The sequence below is a fragment of the Streptosporangium sp. NBC_01755 genome, from assembly GCF_035917995.1.
Taxonomy (GTDB): Bacteria; Actinomycetota; Actinomycetes; order Streptosporangiales; family Streptosporangiaceae; genus Streptosporangium.
In genome coordinates, this window is record NZ_CP109131.1 from 5,622,573 (window position 1) to 5,637,622 (window position 15,050).

Consider the following 15,050-nt stretch of genomic DNA (forward strand, 5'->3'; position numbering starts at 1 on the left):
CATTGCCTGGGCCTCTCGGCGTGCCCGCAGGGGTGCGCCGGTGGCGACGTATCACGGAGCGCCGGGGGTGAGAACCTCGATGGGCCAGGCGTCACGGGGTCGATGAAACGCAAGAACGCCACACCCCGTGAAGGGTGCGGCGTCCGCGAAACCTGAAACTACGCGAAACCTGAAACTACTTGGCGGCCGCCGGCAGGGCGGCGGCGCGCTGGGCGATCGCCGACTTGCGGTTGGCGGCCTGGTTCTTGTGGATGACGCCCTTGCTGGCCGCCTTGTCCAGCTGACGGGCGGCGGCGCGCTGGAGCACAGCGGCCTGCTCGACGTTACCCTGGTCGGCGGCCTCGCGGAACTTACGGATGGCCGTCTTCAGGGAAGACTTGACAGCCTTGTTGCGCAGCCGGGCCTTCTCGTTCTGCCGGTTGCGCTTGATCTGGGACTTGATGTTCGCCACGAAGAAGCCTCGGTGAATGTCGTTGGATGGGGCGCGCGGGCAGAGAGGGCGCGCCACACGCAGTTGACTAGACTACCAACTGCCGAGGTCGTCGCTCAAATCGACAGGCCGGGCAGAGGGATGCCTGATCAGTTTAGCGTGTGATTTCGATCGCTCGGACCGTAATCCTCATGGCTTGAACCAGAACTTGTCGTACTCCGCCCAGTCCTCCTTGGTGGCGGCGAAGTCGACGTAGAGTGCCAGCCCGAACCGCTCGCGGGGTTTGCCGTACGAGGTGAGCGCCAGCCGGGCGCCCCTGGCGGCCTTCTCGACGCTCTCGGCCTCATCGGCCCAGGAGGGGCCGTGGTCGTGATAGGCCGGGGCGCCGATCAGCAGCGTCTTCTCCTCGGGGACGAGTTCCAGCGCCAGCGTGCTCTGCCGCACGACGTAGCCGCCGTAGACGGCGGGGAAGGGGAGATACGAGTCGTAGGTCATGATCGCCACCTGGTCCGTGAGGTTCGCCACCTGGCGGAAGTAGTCGGGCGACCAGTACTTGTCGTGGCCGAGGACGGCGCGCGCGGCCGGGCGGGTGAGCGGGAACGGTTCGATCTGCGGGGTCGAGGTGGAGAGCAGGCCTTTGCCCACGATCGCGCGGGTCTGGGTCAGCAGATCGAGGAACTCGGTGTCGCCGTCGCCGATCGGCTCGAAGTTGTAGTGGACGCCGTCGAAGCCGAGTGCCATGATCGCGCGCGCGCCGTCCAGCACGCGCTGCCTGGAGGCCGCGTCGTCGAGGTCCAGGGTGCCGTCGACCTTCTGGCCGAGCCAGGCGGACACCCTGACCTTGGGCAGTTCCTCGCGCCACCACTTCAGGAAGTCGACAGCCCTGGGATATTTCTCGATGGGCAGCGTCCCGTCGCGGTCGAACGGTCCTGAGTGGAGGTAGACGTCCTTGATGCCGGTCTTGCGGAGTTTGGTGGCGAGTGTTCGGACGTCGTCGGCGGTCTTCCGGCCGTCGACCCACGCGTGGCCGAGCCACAGGGCGTCATGACCGGTCGTCTTCGCCCATGGGGCGGGTGTCCCGGTAAACTGCAGGGTGAGGGTGGCCACGGCCACCCCTGGAAGCGCAAGGAGCAGGGCCACCACCGTGGCGAGAAAACGCAGGCCGCGCCGTGCTCTGGTCCGGGCAATCACCCGGACATGTCACCATGGAAGGCGGCTGGCATGCCAGCCGTGTGATCGTCATCAATCTGTTGAAACGGACCCCGGTGCGCATTCAGCCTGGCCAGACCGACCCCGCGGTGCTCCGCAACTTCTGCATCATCGCGCATATCGACCATGGCAAGTCGACGCTAGCCGACCGCATGCTGCAGATCACCGGAGTGGTCGACGACCGTTCCATGCGTGCTCAGTATCTCGACCGGATGGACATCGAGCGCGAGCGCGGCATCACCATCAAGTCGCAGGCGGTCAGGCTGCCGTGGCAGGTCGGCGAGACCGACTACGTCCTCAACATGATCGACACTCCCGGGCACGTCGACTTCACCTACGAGGTCTCCCGGTCGCTCCAGGCGTGCGAGGGCGCGATCCTGCTGGTCGACGCCGCACAGGGCATCGAGGCGCAGACCCTGGCCAACCTCTACCTGGCCATGAACAACGACATGACGATCATCCCGGTGCTCAACAAGATCGACCTGCCCGCCGCCCAGCCGGAGAAGTACGCCGCGGAGATCGCCCACCTCATCGGCTGCGATCCGGAGGACGTGCTGAGGGTCTCCGGCAAGACCGGTGTGGGCGTTCGCGAACTGCTGGACCACGTGGTCGCGAACATCCCGGCCCCGGTCGGCGACGCCGACGCGCCGGCCCGCGCGCTGATCTTCGACTCGGTCTACGACACCTACCGCGGTGTGATCACCTACGTCCGGGTCATGGACGGTCACCTGGGCAAGCGCGAGCGCATCCTGATGATGTCCACCGGCGCGGCCCACGAGACGCTGGAGATCGGCGTCATCTCGCCCGAGCCGAAGATCGCCGACAAGGGGCTGGGCGTCGGTGAGGTGGGCTACCTGATCACCGGTGTGAAGGACGTCCGCCAGTCGCGGGTCGGCGACACGGTGACCTCCGTGACGAGGTCGGCCGTCGAGGCGCTCAGCGGGTACGAGCACCCCAAGCCCATGGTCTTCTCGGGCCTGTATCCCATCGACGGCGACGACTACCCCGAGCTCCGCGAGGCCCTGGACAAGCTCCAGCTCAACGACGCCGCGCTGGTCTACGAGCCGGAGACCTCGGCGGCCCTGGGCTTCGGCTTCCGCTGTGGCTTCCTCGGGCTGCTCCACATGGAGATCGTCCGCGAGCGGCTTGAGCGCGAGTCCAACCTCTCGCTCATCTCCACCGCGCCCAACGTGGTCTACCGGGTGATCATGGAGGACGGCAAGGAGATCGTTGTCACCAACCCCTCGGAGTTCCCCACCGGCAAGGTGGACAAGGTCTTCGAGCCGATGGTGAAGTCGACGGTGCTCGTCCCCTCGGAGTTCATCGGCGCCATCATGGAGCTCTGCCAGAACCGCCGGGGCAACCTGCAGGGCATGGACTACCTGTCCGAGGACCGCGTCGAGATCCGCTACACGATGCCGCTCGGCGAGATCATCTTTGACTTCTTCGACCAGCTCAAGTCCCGCACGCGTGGCTACGCCTCGCTGGACTACGAGCCCTCGGGCGAGCAGGAGTCCGATCTGGTCAAGGTCGACATCCTGCTCCAGGGCGAGGCCGTGGACGCCTTCAGCGCCATTGTTCACCGGGACAAGTCCTACGCCTACGGCGTCGAGATGGCCAAGAAGCTGCGCGAGCTCATCCCCAGGCAGCAGTTCGAGGTGCCGATCCAGGCGGCCATCGGCGCCCGGGTCATCGCCCGTGAGAACATCCGCGCCATCCGCAAGGACGTCCTCGCCAAGTGCTACGGCGGCGACATCTCCCGCAAGCGCAAGCTGCTGGAGAAGCAGAAGGAGGGCAAGAAGCGGATGAAGATGGTCGGCCGCGTCGAGGTGCCCCAGGAGGCGTTCGTCGCCGCGCTGTCCACCGAGTCCTCCACGGACAAGCCCAAGAAGTAGCGGCGACTTCCGGCCGAGGGGTAGGCCTGGTCAGGTCAGGTCAGGTCAGGTCAGGTCAGGCCGAGCCAGGTCGGGCTAGTGGGGCGTCTCCGAACCTTGCCGGGCTTTTCCGGGCCGGAACGCCTGTTCCCCGCTGCGGGTTTCCCGGTCAACGTTCGGTGTGGGGCCACTAGTTCAAGCCAAGCCAGGTCAGGCGGTGGATACCGGTTCGCCTTCCGATCGAGGGCTCCGGTACCGTCCGGTTATGCACATCGTCTCGGTGAACGTGGGCCGCGCCGTCGACGCGGAGTGGGCCGGCCGTCTCAAGCGCACCGCGATAGACAAGACCTCCGTGGAGGGCCGGGTCGGGGTGTCGGAGAGCGGCCTGGCCGGAGACGAGAGGGCCGACCTTGAGCACCACGGCTCTTCCGATCAGGCGCTCTACGCCTACGCGCGGGAGGACTACGACTGGTGGCAGGCCGAGATGGGCCGGGAACTGCGTGACGGCATGTTCGGGGAGAACCTCACGACGGCGGGGCTCGACGTCAACGGGGCCAAGATCGGGGAGCGCTGGCGGATGGGCACGGTGCTGGCCGAGGTGACCGGCCCGAGGGTGCCGTGCTCGGTGTTCCGCGGCTGGATCGGGGAGCAGGGCTGGCTCAAGCGCTTCACCCAGGCCGGGCGGGTCGGTGCCTACCTGCGGGTGGTCGAGCCGGGTGAGCTGGGCCGGGGCGACGAGGTCAAGGTCGTCTCGCGCCCCGAGGCCAGTGTCACGGTCACCGAGTCCTTCCGCGCCTATCACGGTGACAGGGACCTGCTGCGCCGCCTGCTCGCTCACCCGGGCCACCCCGAGCGGTGGGACAGGGTCGGTGAGCGGGTGCTGGGCCGCGAGCGCGGATGAGCGTTCGGGGCCGGCACCGGGGGAACGGACGCGCGGGCGGGGCCGCCGGTGACCCAGATCCTGCGGCCCCGCCCGGTATGAGAGGGTCGCTCAGCGCAGGACCTTGTAGAGCGCCGAGGTGAGCGACGCCGAGGTGTCGTCCTGGTCGATGGACCACATCATCGAGCCGCCGAGGCCCTTCAGGCGGATGTAGGCCGCCTTCTGGAGCAGCGAGGTCGGGTCGTCGTAGGACCAGAACTCGTTGCCGTCGTAGAGCCACACGGACCCGGTCAGCAGGTCGCGGTAGCGCTTGCCCGGCTTGTTCACCAGGATCTTGTAGTCCTCGCTCCCGGCGGCGAAGGTGCCCGGCGCGGGACCGGTGGCGGTGCCGTACAGGCCGTTCCTGCCGCCGGTGACGCCGGTCCAGCCCTGACCGTAGGCGGGCACGCCCACCACGATCTTCTTGGCCGGGGCGCCGCGGGTCAGGTAGTCGCGGACGGTCTGGTCCACGCTGTACTTCACCGGGTTGGGGTCGCGCCGGTCGTTGAACAGGTTGCCGTTGTGGCCGGTGATCTTCTCCCACGGGCCGTGCAGGTCATAGCCCTGGACCGTGGCGTCGGAATAGTAACTTATAGGAAACTTTCCTTTAAGTTTTCCCGGATCGTAGACCTGTGCGATCCGGCCGTCAACGGCCTGCGGCGTTTTGACCGGTGGACGGCCGGGCGCCTCGGATCACCCGGCAGGACATGGAACGGCAGGCGTTCCGCGACCGGGGCGACGTCCCGGGCATCGCGCCGGGAGCGGCAGACTTGGGGCGTGCCATCCACACTTCCCGACGGGGATCCCGTACCCGCCTCGGGCGAGCTCCCCGAGAGCGCGCTCGCCGGGCTCGGCGAGCGGCCCTTCGGCTTCTACGTCCACGTGCCCTTCTGCGTGACCCGGTGCGGTTACTGCGATTTCAACACCTACACGGCCTCGGAGCTCGGCCCCGGTGCCTCGCAGCGGGACTACGGGGACACCGCCGTCGACGAGGTACGGCGGGCGCGGGCGAACCTCGGCGCCGCGCGCCTCCCGGTCGAGACCGTGTTCTTCGGCGGGGGCACCCCGACCCTGCTGCCGGCCGGAGACCTGGTACGGATCCTGGGGGCGATCGAGGAGGAGTTCGGGCTCGCTCCCGGCGCCGAGGTGACCACCGAGGCCAACCCCGAGTCGGTGGATCCCGCCTACCTGGCGGAGCTTCGCGCGGGCGGGTTCAACCGGATGAGCTTCGGGATGCAGAGCGCCCGCGAGCACGTGCTCGCGGTGCTGGACCGCCGCCACACCCCCGGCCGCCCGGCACTGGCCGTACGGGAGGCGAGGCAGGCGGGGTTCGAGCACGTCAACCTTGATCTGATCTACAGCACGCCGGGGGAGAGCGACGACGACTGGCGCGCTTCGCTGGCCGCGGCGATCGAGGCGGGACCCGACCACGTCTCCGCGTACTCGCTGATCGTCGAGGACGGGACGAGGCTGGCCGCCAGGATCAGGCGGGGCGAGCTCCCGATGCCCGACGACGACGTGGCCGCCGACCGTTACCTGATCGCCGACGCCATGCTGGCCGAGGCGGGGTTCGAGTGGTACGAGGTGTCCAACTGGGCGACCTCCGAGGCCGGGCGATGCCGGCACAACCTGCTCTACTGGACCGGCGGCGACTGGTGGGGCGTCGGTCCCGGGGCGCACAGCCACGTCGGCGGCACCCGCTGGTGGAACGTCAAGCACCCCGCCGCCTACGCCAGGAGGCTGGCCGCGGGCACCTCGCCCGCCCACGCCCGAGAGGTGCTGGGGCCCGAGGACCGGGCGGTGGAGCGGTTGATGCTGGAGTTGCGGCTCGCCCAGGGTTTCCCGCTCAGGGAGCTCGAACGTCCCCGGGTCGTCGCCCGCGCGCTGGCCGACGGCCTGCTGGAGACGGGGCCGTTCAAGGCGGGCCAGGCGGTGCTCACCCTGCGCGGACGCCTGCTGGCAGACGCCCTGGTCCGCGACCTCACCTGAGCTCCGGCCCCGGTCAGCCGACGAAGCGGATGCTCATCGGATAGCGGTGGTTCTCCCCCCTGTTGGCCGCCACCGCGGCGATGACCACCATGATGATCGACCCGATCCAGAGGAGGAACATCAGCACGACGCCGATGAGCACCAGCACCAGGATCATGCAGACGAAATAGGCGATCAACAGCGTGAGCTGGAAGTTGAGGGCCTCGGCGGCCTGGTCCCGCACGTAGGGTGACTCGTCCTTCTTGGCGAGGTAAAGCACCAGCGGGCCGACGAAGCTGGTCAGCAGGCCCAGCAGGTGGGCGAGCATCGCCATGGTGGTGTCGTCGCTGTCGGGCCGCGGGCCGTAGGTTCCCGGCGGCGCCTGGTAGCCGTAACCCGCCGGCTGGCCGTACCCGCCATACTGGCCGTACTGGTCGTACCCGCCGTACTGGCCGGGGCCACCGTACTGGCCGGGTGGAGGGGCGCCGAAGCGCCTTGTCCGGTCCTCGCCCGGTGATTCCCCGAGATTCTCGCTCATGGCCCTCCTGACGGGTTGACGGCCTAGTGCGACGTCCTTATCGGAAGCACAGATCCACACCGGCCCAGGCGGCCGGGGAGGCCACCCTGACAGCATCAGGTTTTCGGCCGCGCGTGCGCACCCTCCGTTGAGGAACAGAACACTAGCCATCCTCGCCGGGAACCGTGACGAAGTCGATCAGCTCTTCGACCGGACCGAGCAGCTCGGGCTCCAGATCGGTATACGTCGTCACCGATCCGAGGATGCGGCGCCACGCGTCGCCGGGTTCCATCCGCCATCCCAGCGCGGCGACGACGCCTTCCTTCCAGGGCACGCCGCGCGGCACCGACGGCCAGGAGGAGATCTTGAGCGCCTGCGGCTTGACCGCCTGCCAGACGTCCACGAACGGGTGCCCGACGATCAGCACGTGAGGTGAGGAGATCCGCGCGGCGATCCGGCTCTCCTTGGAACCGGGGATCAGGTGGTCGACGAGCACACCCAGGCGGCGGCCGGGGCCCGGGCCGAACTCCTCGACGACGGAGGGCAGGTGATCGATCCCCTCCAGATACTCCACGACCACACCCTCGACCCTCAGGTCGTGGCCCCAGACCTTCTCCACGAGCGCGGCGTCGTGCACGCCCTCCACGTAGATCCGGCTCTCCCCGGCCACCTGGGCCCGCAGGCCCTCCACCGCGATGGAGCCCGACGCGCTCCGCCGGGGGCCGCGCGGCGCGGTGGCCGGTCGCACGAGCGTCACCGTCTTGCCCTCCAGGAGGAACGCGGCCGGCTCCAGGGGGAAGATCCGCCGGCGGCCGAAGCGGTCCTCCAGGGTGACGGCCTCCTTGTCGCAGGCCACCACGGCACCGCAGAAGCCGCCGTCGGCGTCCTCGACGACCAGGTCGAGCTCGGCGGGCACCTGGGTAATCCTCCCCCTGCGGGGGCGCCGCCAGTCTCCCGCCAGAACATCACGCTCGTACATCACCGACCGCCCACCATCTCTCGCCAGGGATCACCTGGGACGCTAGCAAACGCGGGCGTCACCTGCCGTAGGGTCCCGGCTGCCCCCACTGCCCCGCCGACGCGGCGGCCCGGCGCTTGCGGGCGTTGCTCCGCTTCACCAGTACGACGATCGTCACGATGATGGCCAGCAGGATCCCGGCGGAGGGCACTGCGAACAGGGCGACCGTCCCGCCGACCAGTGATTCGGCGGCGAGTTCGCGGCCCACGCCGAACGTGGTGCCCTCCGCGGGGTCGGCGGTACAGGTGACCTGGTAGTCGCCTGCCTGGTCCACGCCGATCTGCAGGCCCATCTCCCAGACGACGCCGTTGGAGCCCGATACGGTCTGCTGGATGGTCGGCTTCTGCAGGCGGGGCGTGCCGGTGCCACCCGTCAGCGTGCACTCGAAGTTGGTGGGTCCGCTGGTGGAGACGTAGATGGCCGGCTTGTCCGCCGGGTTGAGCGTGACCGTCGCGTTTTCGCCGGGGGCGAACGTCTTCGTCGGTGCCGCGCTGTTGACCGCACCCAGCACGCCACCGGCGAAGCCGCCGATGCCGACGATGATGCTGAGCAGGGCGAGCAGCCACACGCCGACGATCCACCCGATACCGGGTTTGATCTTCCCGGTGGGCGGCGGTCCCTGCGGGGCGCCGTAGCCGGGAGGTGCGTAACCGTAGGAGGGGCCGCCCTGGTGGGACTGCTGGCCATACGGCTGCTGGGGGGAGCCGTAACCGGGGCCGCGGGGGGCGTCGCCCGGAAAAGAACCAAAATCGTTGGACATGTACGAATTGTGCAGGGGGCCGCTTGAAGCGCGATAGCAGTTGACTTGCCAAAGGCTTGGCATCATCATCCGCAGCTCTTGCTTATCGCGCCTTCCGCACGGGGGCCGTACACTTGGCACTCGGGAACACAGAGTGCCAGGCCTCGTGTTTCCCATTTGAACGCAGGCAGGGAGGTGACCACGTTGGTCGACGACCGGAAGCTCGCCGTGCTTCGCGCCATCGTCGAGGACTACGTGTCCACCAACGAGCCGGTGGGCTCCAAGGCCCTCGCGGATCGGCACAGTCTGGGGGTGTCCCCGGCGACGATCCGCAACGACATGGCGGTGCTGGAGGAGCAGGGCTACATCGCCCAGCCTCACACCAGCGCCGGCCGGGTGCCCACGGACAAGGGCTACCGGCTCTTCGTCGACCGGCTCTCGCAGGTGAAACCCCTCTCGAGCGCGGAACGTAAGGCCATCGAGAGCTTTCTCGCGGGTGCGGTGGACATCGACGACGTCGTCATGCGGACGGTGCGGCTGCTTGCCCAGCTCACCCGTCAGGTCGCCGTGGTGCAGTACCCGACGCTGACCAATTCGACGGTCCGGCACGTCGAGCTGGTGCCGCTGAACGAGCGCCGGCTGATGTTCGTGCTCATCACCAACACCGGCCGGGTCGAGCAGCGCGTCGTCGAGCTGCCCGACGTCGCGGACGAGCAGCGTGTGGCCCATCTGCGAGCGGTGCTCAACACCTCCCTCGACGGGTGCGGGCTCACCAGCGTCCCCGACAAGGTCGCCGACCTGCCTGAGCGGCTGCCCGCAGAGGACCGGCCGCTCGCGGCCACGATCCTGTCGGTGCTGCTGGAGTCCCTGGTGGACAGGCACGATGAAAAGATTGTTTTTGCCGGGGCCGCCAACCTTGCGGGAGCCGACTTCACCGTCGGGCTCCGCGATGTGCTGGAGGCTCTGGAAGAGCAGGTCGTGCTCATGCGACTGCTCGGTGAGACCTCCGACCTGTCGGCGCTGACCGTGCGGATCGGCTCGGAGAACCCCTACACCGGACTCCAGGGCACGTCTATCGTCGCCGCCGGATACGGTTCTGGGGACAAGCAACTGGCCCGGCTCGGTGTGCTGGGCCCGACGCGTATGGACTACCCGGTCACGATGGGCGCGGTGCGCGCGGTGGCACGCTACGTCAGCCAGATCCTGGCTGCATCATAAGAGGTCAACGAAAAGTGGCTAAGAGCGACTACTACGGCACCCTCGGGGTGCGCCGTGACGCCAGTGCGGAAGAGATCAAGAAGGCGTACCGACGCCTGGCGCGCGAACTGCATCCCGACGTCAACCCCGACCCTGAGACTCAGGAGCGCTTCAAGGAGATCACTCAGGCCTACGAGGTCCTGTCCGACTCCAGCAAGCGGCAGATGTACGACATGGGTGCCGACCCGTTCGCCTCGGGTGGTGCGGGGGCCGGTGGCTTCGGCGCGGGCTTCCCGTTCAGCGACATCATGGACGCCTTCTTCGGCGCGGCCGGCGGCGGTGGCCGCGGCCCCCGCTCGCGCGCCCGTCGCGGGCGCAACGCCACAATCCGGGTCGAGCTCGACCTGCGGGAGTCGGGCTTCGGCACGACCCGCGAGCTGGTCGTCGACACCGCGGTGGTCTGCGAGGTCTGCACGGGCTCCGGCGCCGCCGCCGGCACCCACCCCGACACCTGTGACATGTGTCATGGCCGGGGCGAGGTCTCCCAGGTCACCCGCTCCTTCCTCGGTCAGGTGATGACCTCCCGGCCCTGTCCCCAGTGCGGTGGCTTCGGGTCGATCATCCGCCACCCCTGCCAGGAGTGCTCCGGCGACGGCCGGGTCCGCACCCGGCGGACCATCAAGGTCCGCATCCCGGCCGGGGTGGAGGACGGCACCCACATCCAGCTCGCCGGCGAGGGCGAGATCGGCCCGGGTGGCGGCCCGCCCGGCGACCTGTTCCTGGAGATCGTCGAGCGCCCTCACGAGATCTTCGAGCGGCGCGGCGACGACCTGCACTGCACGGTGCAGATCCCGATGACCGCGGCGGCGCTCGGCACCATCCTGACCATGGAGACGCTCGATGGCGCCGAGGATCTGGACATCCGTCCCGGCACGCAGTCGGGGCAGACGATCCCGCTCTACGGCCGCGGCGTGCAGCGCCTGAACGAGACCGGCCGCGGCGACCTGCTGATCCATGTGAACGTGGAGACCCCCTCCCGTCTCGACACGGTCCAGGAGGACCTCCTGAAGGAGCTCGCCAGGCTTCGCGGCGAGGAGCGCCCGCCCGGCAAGTTCGCCCCCGGGCAGCAGAGTTTCTTCTCCCGGCTGCGGGATGCCTTCAATGGCCGCTGACCCGGAGCGCCCCGGGTCGCGTGGGCGTGGCGCGGTCCGTTCCTGGCCGCGCCGCGGCAACGCGGCCCGTTCCCGGTCGTGTCGCCACGATACGGCCCGCCCCGACGGCCCATGACCGTTCCGGTCTTCCTGGCCGAACCCGCCGACCTGGTCAGGCCGGAGTTCGTCTTCGGCGGCCCCGAGGGGCGTCACGCGGCGGCCGTACGGCGGCTGCGGGCCGGGGAGCGGCTTGACCTGACAGACGGGGCGGGTTCCGTCGCCGAGTGCGTGGTGATCGAGGCGGGCAGGGATTCGCTCCGGGTCCAGGTACTGCGCCGTCACGAGGTGCCCATGCCGTCCCCTCGCCTGGTCGTGGTCCAGGGACTGCCCAAGGGCGACCGGGGCGAGCTGGCCGTGGAGATGATGACCGAGGCGGGGGTGGACGTGATCGTCCCCTGGGCCGCGGCCAGGTGTGTCACCCAGTGGAAGGGCGAGCGCGCGGCCAAGGCGCTGGCCCGCTGGCGCTCCACGGCGCGTGAGGCGGGCAAGCAGTCACGCCGCTTCCGCCTGCCCGAGGTGACGGAGCTCGTCTCCACCGCCGGGGTCGCCGCCCTGCTGTCGGCGGCGGCGCTCGGCGTCGTGCTGCACGAGGAGGCCGCCTCCCCGCTGTCCGGCCTTCCGCTCCCCGCGGGCGGCGACATCGTCGTGGTGGTCGGCCCGGAGGGCGGGGTGTCGCAGGAGGAGATCGCCGTCTTCCGCGAGGTCAAGGCGGTGCCGGCGCTGCTCGGGCCGACGGTGCTGCGTACCTCGACGGCCGGTGTCGTCGCGGCGGCGGTGCTCCAGACGCGCAGCGGCCGCTGGTGATCCCCGGACGGCGCCCCTTGGCCCTGTCCCTTGGGGTCCCTTGGGGTCCCTTGGGTCTTCTGTCTGCCGCGGCCGGTCGGACGGCGCCCCGCCGCGTTGCCGCCGGCCACCACGGTAGGCCGAGGCCCCCATCTGCGCGCCGAGAGGCCACCCTGCAGATCCTCGCCACGGCAGGATCCGCCGGACGGTGCCCTAGCTGCTGACCGGGATCGGCGCGGGGACGTTCGCCTCCGTCGGCATCGGGGGCGACACGTCGTCCGACGTGTCGCACTCATCGGCCGAGCACGGGCTCTCCGAGGGAGCCGGGGGCCGCGTCCTCGTCGGTGCGGGTGTCGCCTCGGCCTCCTCACACTGCTTGGAGATCCCGTTGGGGTCGACGGGTGGATCGTCGAGAGGCGTGGGGCAGGTGGGCGTCGGCGTCGGACTGGGAGTCGGTGGCGCCGAGGTCGCCTTGGAGGTCGGCTTCGTGCTGGGCGTCGTACTCCTGGACGGTGTGGGCGTCGGCGGGAGCGTGGTGCCGCCTGCCTCCGGCCTGCCGATGGTGGGGAGCTGGGCGGGGCCGGACGACGGCTGGGGCGGAGCCGGGGGTCTTGAGGTGGCGGATCCGTCCGGAGGAGGCGTCGACTCGGTGAAGTTGACCGTGCCGGTGCTCACCTGGGGGATCACCTGTTCTCGGAACTGGGGAACCACCATGACGACGGTCGCCGCGACGAGGAGCGCGCCGGCGACGGAGGCTCCGGTCCGCCACCACGTCAGCCAGCGAAACCCGCGTCGCTCGATGCGGGCGCGAATTATCTCCAGCCCGTCAGGGGAGGGAACGACCGAGTTCGCCTCCGCGCTGAGCGCACGGCGGAGCAGCTCGCCGTACTCATCCGGGGAGTCGGTCATGACAGTTGCTCCAGTGAGGTTCGTAGGGCGGCCATGCCGCGAGCCGTGTGGCTCTTGACCGCGCCTTTGCTGATGCCCATCGCGTGGGCGATCTGCGCCTCGGACAGGTCTCCGTAGTAGCGCAGGACCAGGGCCTCCCGCTGGCGCGCGGGCAGCCCGCGGAGCGCCTCGATGACGGCGGAGCGCTCGAACTCGCCGATCGCCCCGTTCTCCGCGCTCGGCGCGTCGGGCATGCCCTTGGGCGCGTACTTCTCGACGACCGCCCGGTGCCGAAGCACCGAACGTGATCGGTTCACGACCGACTGCCGCAGGTAGGCCAGTGCCTTGTCGGTGTCGCGCAGGCGACGCCAGGCGCCATGGATGGCGACGAACGCGTCCTGCACGACCTCCTCCGCGGTTGCCATATCGCGGACGAGCAGTACGGCGAGACGGACAAGAGACCGATAGTGCGCGCTGTAGAGCGCGGTAACGGCCATGTCGGCATCCCACCCGACGGGCACCGCCCCGAGCGATCTGTCTGCCACGAGGGTCTCGGTGATCACATCAGTGGGACGCTCGGCCTTCCCAGAGGGTTTACGCTCTTCCGGTTCATTAAGGGGCATGACCCAGTCGTGTCCTCGCCAGGCGGCCATATGGTGCTATGCGCAAAGGCTGTCTTGGTTGAAGTTTTGCACACCCACCATATCTGGGTGGATCTTTGTTTGCCGACGGGAACCATCACCGATTCACAACGTCCTCAAGCGGTAAGGTGCCCGCATGGTGAGCGAAGCCGACTGCCTGTTCTGCAAGATCGTGGCCAGCGAGATTCCCGCGGAGATCGTCTATGAGACCGATCGCACGCTGGCCTTCCGTGACGTCAACCCCCAGGCGCCGACCCACGTGCTGGTGGTCACCAGGGAGCACCACCGGGACGCCGCGGCACTGGCGGCCGCCGACCAGGGACTGGCCGACGAGGTGCTCAAGACCGCGCACGCGGTCGCCAGGCAGGAGGGAGTCGCGGAATCGGGCTACCGGCTGGTGTTCAACACCGGACCCGAGGCCGGTCAGACCGTCTTCCACGTGCACGGACACGTGATCGGGGGGCGCGGTCTGAAGTGGCCGCCCGGCTGAAAACCGGTAGGCGCGATCCCGTCGATCACGGATACGATGGCGTTGAAGTTCCGCGCCTATATCTGGAGGCGAACAGGCCGTAAGGCCAGCTCATGTCCGAGACAAACGATTCCAGCAGAATGTCGCCGAGGTCCAGGGGTGCCAGCCGGACTCAGGCGAAGGTGGTGATTCCGGACGATCAGTCGATGGTCAGCCTGCTGGGCTCGCGCGATGAGCTGTTGCGTGTCATCGAGGGCGCCTTCCGCGCCGACATCCACGTCCGGGGCAACGAGATCACCGTCACCGGCAGCCCGGAGGAGAGCAGCACCGTGGTGCGGCTCTTCGAGGAGATGTCCGAACTCGTCCGCGGAGGCGCGCAGCTCACGGCCGACGCGGTCGAGCGCAGCATCGCCATGTTGCGGATGACCTCCGACCGTCCCGCCGAGGTGCTCTCCCTGGACATCATCTCCTCGCGGGGCCGGACCATCCGCCCGAAGACCGTGAACCAGAAGCGTTACGTCGACGCGATCGACAAGTTCACCGTCGTCTTCGGCATCGGCCCGGCCGGCACGGGCAAGACCTATCTCGCCATGGCGAAGGCCGTGAAGGCCCTCCAGGAGAAGAAGGTCAACCGGATCATCCTCACCCGCCCCGCGGTTGAGGCGGGCGAGCGGCTGGGCTTCCTGCCGGGAACGCTCTACGAGAAGATCGACCCTTACCTGCGCCCACTCTACGACGCGCTGCACGACATGCTCGATCCCGAGTCGATCCCCCGGCTGATGGCCGCGGGCACGATCGAGGTGGCACCCCTCGCCTACATGCGGGGCCGCACGCTCAACGACGCCTACATCATCCTGGACGAGGCGCAGAACACCTCGCCGGAGCAGATGAAGATGTTCCTGACGCGGCTGGGGTTCAACTCGAAGATCGTCGTCACCGGCGACGTCACCCAGGTCGACCTGCCGAACGGCACGCAGAGCGGTCTCAGGGTCGTCCAGGGCATCCTCGAAGGCATCTCTGACATCCACTTCAGCCGTCTGACCAGCGACGACGTGGTGCGCCACAAGCTGGTGGGCGACATCGTGGACGCGTACGGGCGCTATGACGAGAGGCAGCGCCAGAGCGCGCCGCAGCAGATCAAGGGCGTGGTCAAGCAGCGTCCCCGGGAGAGAACATGAGCGCGGAGC

Annotated in this window: 16 protein-coding genes; 8 read left to right on the forward strand and 8 right to left on the reverse strand. The window is 68.9% G+C overall.

The window, feature by feature from the left end; translation table 11 throughout:
* Nucleotides 1-175 precede the first annotated feature (175 nt).
* Both rpsT and OG884_RS26850 read right to left on the reverse strand, forming a co-directional pair.
* On the reverse strand, nucleotides 176-451 hold the full coding sequence (gene rpsT / locus OG884_RS26845) for a 30S ribosomal protein S20 (protein ID WP_326637379.1): 276 nt from the start codon (nucleotides 449-451) through the stop codon (nucleotides 176-178).
* Nucleotides 452-619: 168 nt separating this feature from the next.
* Nucleotides 620-1,621 carry a hypothetical protein gene (locus OG884_RS26850; RefSeq protein WP_326637380.1) on the reverse strand — a complete coding sequence of 334 codons (1,002 nt, stop codon included), beginning with the start codon at nucleotides 1,619-1,621 and terminating at the stop codon, nucleotides 620-622.
* 74 nt (nucleotides 1,622-1,695) lie between these two features.
* Between OG884_RS26850 and lepA the strand changes: the two genes are divergently transcribed.
* Nucleotides 1,696-3,534 (forward strand): translation elongation factor 4, encoded by a 1,839-nt coding sequence (gene lepA, locus OG884_RS26855; RefSeq protein WP_326647001.1) that lies wholly within the window; start codon nucleotides 1,696-1,698, stop codon nucleotides 3,532-3,534.
* A gap of 244 nt (nucleotides 3,535-3,778) precedes the next feature.
* Entirely contained in the window at nucleotides 3,779-4,414 is a 636-nt protein-coding gene (locus tag OG884_RS26860; RefSeq protein ID WP_326637382.1) for an MOSC domain-containing protein, read from the forward strand.
* A 90-nt stretch (nucleotides 4,415-4,504) separates the two neighbouring features.
* On the opposite strand, the gene OG884_RS26865 is transcribed toward OG884_RS26860, so the two are convergent.
* Nucleotides 4,505-5,071 carry a glycoside hydrolase family 18 protein gene (locus OG884_RS26865; protein WP_326647002.1) on the reverse strand — a complete coding sequence of 189 codons (567 nt, stop codon included), beginning with the start codon at nucleotides 5,069-5,071 and terminating at the stop codon, nucleotides 4,505-4,507.
* A 138-nt stretch (nucleotides 5,072-5,209) separates the two neighbouring features.
* Between OG884_RS26865 and hemW the strand changes: the two genes are divergently transcribed.
* Nucleotides 5,210-6,421, forward strand: a complete 1,212-nt coding sequence (gene hemW / locus OG884_RS26870; RefSeq protein WP_326637384.1) for a radical SAM family heme chaperone HemW — start codon at nucleotides 5,210-5,212, stop codon at nucleotides 6,419-6,421.
* 13 nt (nucleotides 6,422-6,434) lie between these two features.
* Here the strand turns inward: hemW and OG884_RS26875 are convergent, their stop codons facing one another.
* The 3 genes from OG884_RS26875 to OG884_RS26885 form a co-directional block, all read right to left on the reverse strand.
* Complete coding sequence (locus OG884_RS26875; protein ID WP_326637386.1) at nucleotides 6,435-6,938, reverse strand: DUF4870 domain-containing protein; 504 nt, start codon at nucleotides 6,936-6,938, stop codon at nucleotides 6,435-6,437.
* Nucleotides 6,939-7,080: 142 nt separating this feature from the next.
* Nucleotides 7,081-7,896 (reverse strand): DUF3097 domain-containing protein, encoded by an 816-nt coding sequence (locus OG884_RS26880; protein ID WP_326637388.1) that lies wholly within the window; start codon nucleotides 7,894-7,896, stop codon nucleotides 7,081-7,083.
* A gap of 58 nt (nucleotides 7,897-7,954) precedes the next feature.
* Entirely contained in the window at nucleotides 7,955-8,695 is a 741-nt protein-coding gene (locus OG884_RS26885) for a hypothetical protein (protein ID WP_326637390.1), read from the reverse strand.
* A 183-nt stretch (nucleotides 8,696-8,878) separates the two neighbouring features.
* Between OG884_RS26885 and hrcA the strand changes: the two genes are divergently transcribed.
* From hrcA to OG884_RS26900, 3 genes are all read left to right on the forward strand, one after another.
* Nucleotides 8,879-9,892, forward strand: a complete 1,014-nt coding sequence (hrcA, locus tag OG884_RS26890) for a heat-inducible transcriptional repressor HrcA (protein WP_326647003.1) — start codon at nucleotides 8,879-8,881, stop codon at nucleotides 9,890-9,892.
* A 14-nt stretch (nucleotides 9,893-9,906) separates the two neighbouring features.
* Nucleotides 9,907-11,043 carry a molecular chaperone DnaJ gene (gene dnaJ, locus OG884_RS26895; RefSeq protein ID WP_326637392.1) on the forward strand — a complete coding sequence of 379 codons (1,137 nt, stop codon included), beginning with the start codon at nucleotides 9,907-9,909 and terminating at the stop codon, nucleotides 11,041-11,043.
* A gap of 111 nt (nucleotides 11,044-11,154) precedes the next feature.
* Nucleotides 11,155-11,886 (forward strand): 16S rRNA (uracil(1498)-N(3))-methyltransferase, encoded by a 732-nt coding sequence (locus OG884_RS26900; protein WP_326637393.1) that lies wholly within the window; start codon nucleotides 11,155-11,157, stop codon nucleotides 11,884-11,886.
* 192 nt (nucleotides 11,887-12,078) lie between these two features.
* Here the strand turns inward: OG884_RS26900 and OG884_RS26905 are convergent, their stop codons facing one another.
* Together OG884_RS26905 and OG884_RS26910 are read right to left on the reverse strand one after the other, a co-directional pair.
* A complete protein-coding gene (locus OG884_RS26905) occupies nucleotides 12,079-12,774 on the reverse strand; it encodes a hypothetical protein (protein ID WP_326637395.1) in 696 nt (231 codons plus the stop codon).
* Nucleotides 12,771-13,250: a SigE family RNA polymerase sigma factor gene (locus OG884_RS26910; RefSeq protein ID WP_043655278.1), complete on the reverse strand. Its 480-nt coding sequence runs from the start codon at nucleotides 13,248-13,250 to the stop codon at nucleotides 12,771-12,773. The genes OG884_RS26905 and OG884_RS26910 overlap by 4 nt, the downstream gene beginning before the upstream one ends.
* Before the next feature lie 283 nt (nucleotides 13,251-13,533).
* On the opposite strand from OG884_RS26910, the gene OG884_RS26915 reads away from it, so the two are divergent.
* Together OG884_RS26915 and OG884_RS26920 are read left to right on the forward strand one after the other, a co-directional pair.
* Nucleotides 13,534-13,884 (forward strand): histidine triad nucleotide-binding protein, encoded by a 351-nt coding sequence (locus tag OG884_RS26915; RefSeq protein ID WP_326647007.1) that lies wholly within the window; start codon nucleotides 13,534-13,536, stop codon nucleotides 13,882-13,884.
* 92 nt (nucleotides 13,885-13,976) lie between these two features.
* Nucleotides 13,977-15,041, forward strand: coding sequence for a PhoH family protein (locus OG884_RS26920; protein WP_326637397.1), 1,065 nt, complete (start codon nucleotides 13,977-13,979; stop codon nucleotides 15,039-15,041).
* Nucleotides 15,042-15,050 lie beyond the last annotated feature (9 nt).

Coding starts and splice junctions, on each gene's coding strand:
- OG884_RS26860 (WP_326637382.1), top strand. CDS start 3,779: ATGCACATCGTCTCGGTGAACGTGGGCCGCGCCGTCGACGCGGAGTGG.
- OG884_RS26875 (WP_326637386.1), bottom strand. CDS start 6,938: ATGAGCGAGAATCTCGGGGAATCACCGGGCGAGGACCGGACAAGGCGC.
- OG884_RS26880 (WP_326637388.1), bottom strand. CDS start 7,896: ATGTACGAGCGTGATGTTCTGGCGGGAGACTGGCGGCGCCCCCGCAGG.
- OG884_RS26885 (WP_326637390.1), bottom strand. CDS start 8,695: ATGTCCAACGATTTTGGTTCTTTTCCGGGCGACGCCCCCCGCGGCCCC.
- OG884_RS26900 (WP_326637393.1), top strand. CDS start 11,155: ATGACCGTTCCGGTCTTCCTGGCCGAACCCGCCGACCTGGTCAGGCCG.
- OG884_RS26905 (WP_326637395.1), bottom strand. CDS start 12,774: ATGACCGACTCCCCGGATGAGTACGGCGAGCTGCTCCGCCGTGCGCTC.
- OG884_RS26910 (WP_043655278.1), bottom strand. CDS start 13,250: ATGGCCGTTACCGCGCTCTACAGCGCGCACTATCGGTCTCTTGTCCGT.
- OG884_RS26920 (WP_326637397.1), top strand. CDS start 13,977: ATGTCCGAGACAAACGATTCCAGCAGAATGTCGCCGAGGTCCAGGGGT.